Origin of the sequence: Allobosea sp. RCC_152_1, from assembly GCF_041360765.1 — a bacterium.
In the GTDB taxonomy this organism is placed as follows: Bacteria; Pseudomonadota; Alphaproteobacteria; order Rhizobiales; family Beijerinckiaceae; genus Allobosea; species Allobosea spartocytisi.
In genome coordinates this window covers 1-721 of the sequence record NZ_JBFUPU010000024.1, presented here as the reverse complement: position 1 = coordinate 721, position 721 = coordinate 1, and the positions used below count along the sequence as shown (strand labels likewise).

1 protein-coding gene is annotated in these 721 nt (G+C 64.4%); it reads right to left on the bottom strand.

The features are described 5' to 3' along the window. Position 1: 1 nt before the first annotated feature. On the bottom strand, positions 2–721 hold a 720-nt coding region (locus tag AB6806_RS28950; RefSeq protein ID WP_370956370.1), incomplete at its 5' end, for an acyl-CoA carboxylase subunit beta.

Below are 721 nucleotides of genomic sequence, written 5' to 3'. Positions count from 1 at the left end.
CTCAGAGCGGAATATTGTCGTGCTTGCGCCACGGGCGTTCGACGTTCTTGGTCCTGAGCATGGCGAGTGCGCGGGCGATGCGGCGGCGCGTCGAATGCGGCAGGATGACCTCGTCGATATAGCCGCGCTCGGCCGCGACGAAGGGCGACATGAAGCGGTCCTCGTATTCTTTCGTTTGGCGCGCGATGGTTTCCGCATCGCCGCCGCGGAAGATGATCTCGACCGCGCCCTTGGCGCCCATCACCGCGATCTGCGCCGTCGGCCAGGCGTAATTGACGTCGGCGCCGATATGTTTCGACGCCATCACGTCATAGGCGCCGCCGAAGGCTTTTCGCGTGATGATCGTGACCAGCGGCACGGTGCATTCGCTGTAGGCGAAGAGCAATTTGGCGCCGTGCTTGATCAGGCCGCCATATTCCTGCGCCGTGCCGGGCAGGAAGCCGGGAACGTCGACGAGCGAGACGATCGGGATCTCGAAGGCGTCGCAATAGCGCACGAAGCGGGCGGCCTTGCGGGAGGCGTCGGAATCGAGCACGCCGGCCAGCACCATCGGCTGGTTGGCGACGATGCCGACGGTCCGGCCCTCGATGCGGCCGAAGCCGGTGACGATGTTGCCGGCATAGGCCGCCTGGATCTCGAAGAAGTCGCCCTCGTCGACCGTCTTCAGGATCAATTCCTTGATGTCGTAGGGCTTGTTCGGATTGTCCGGGACCAGCGTGTC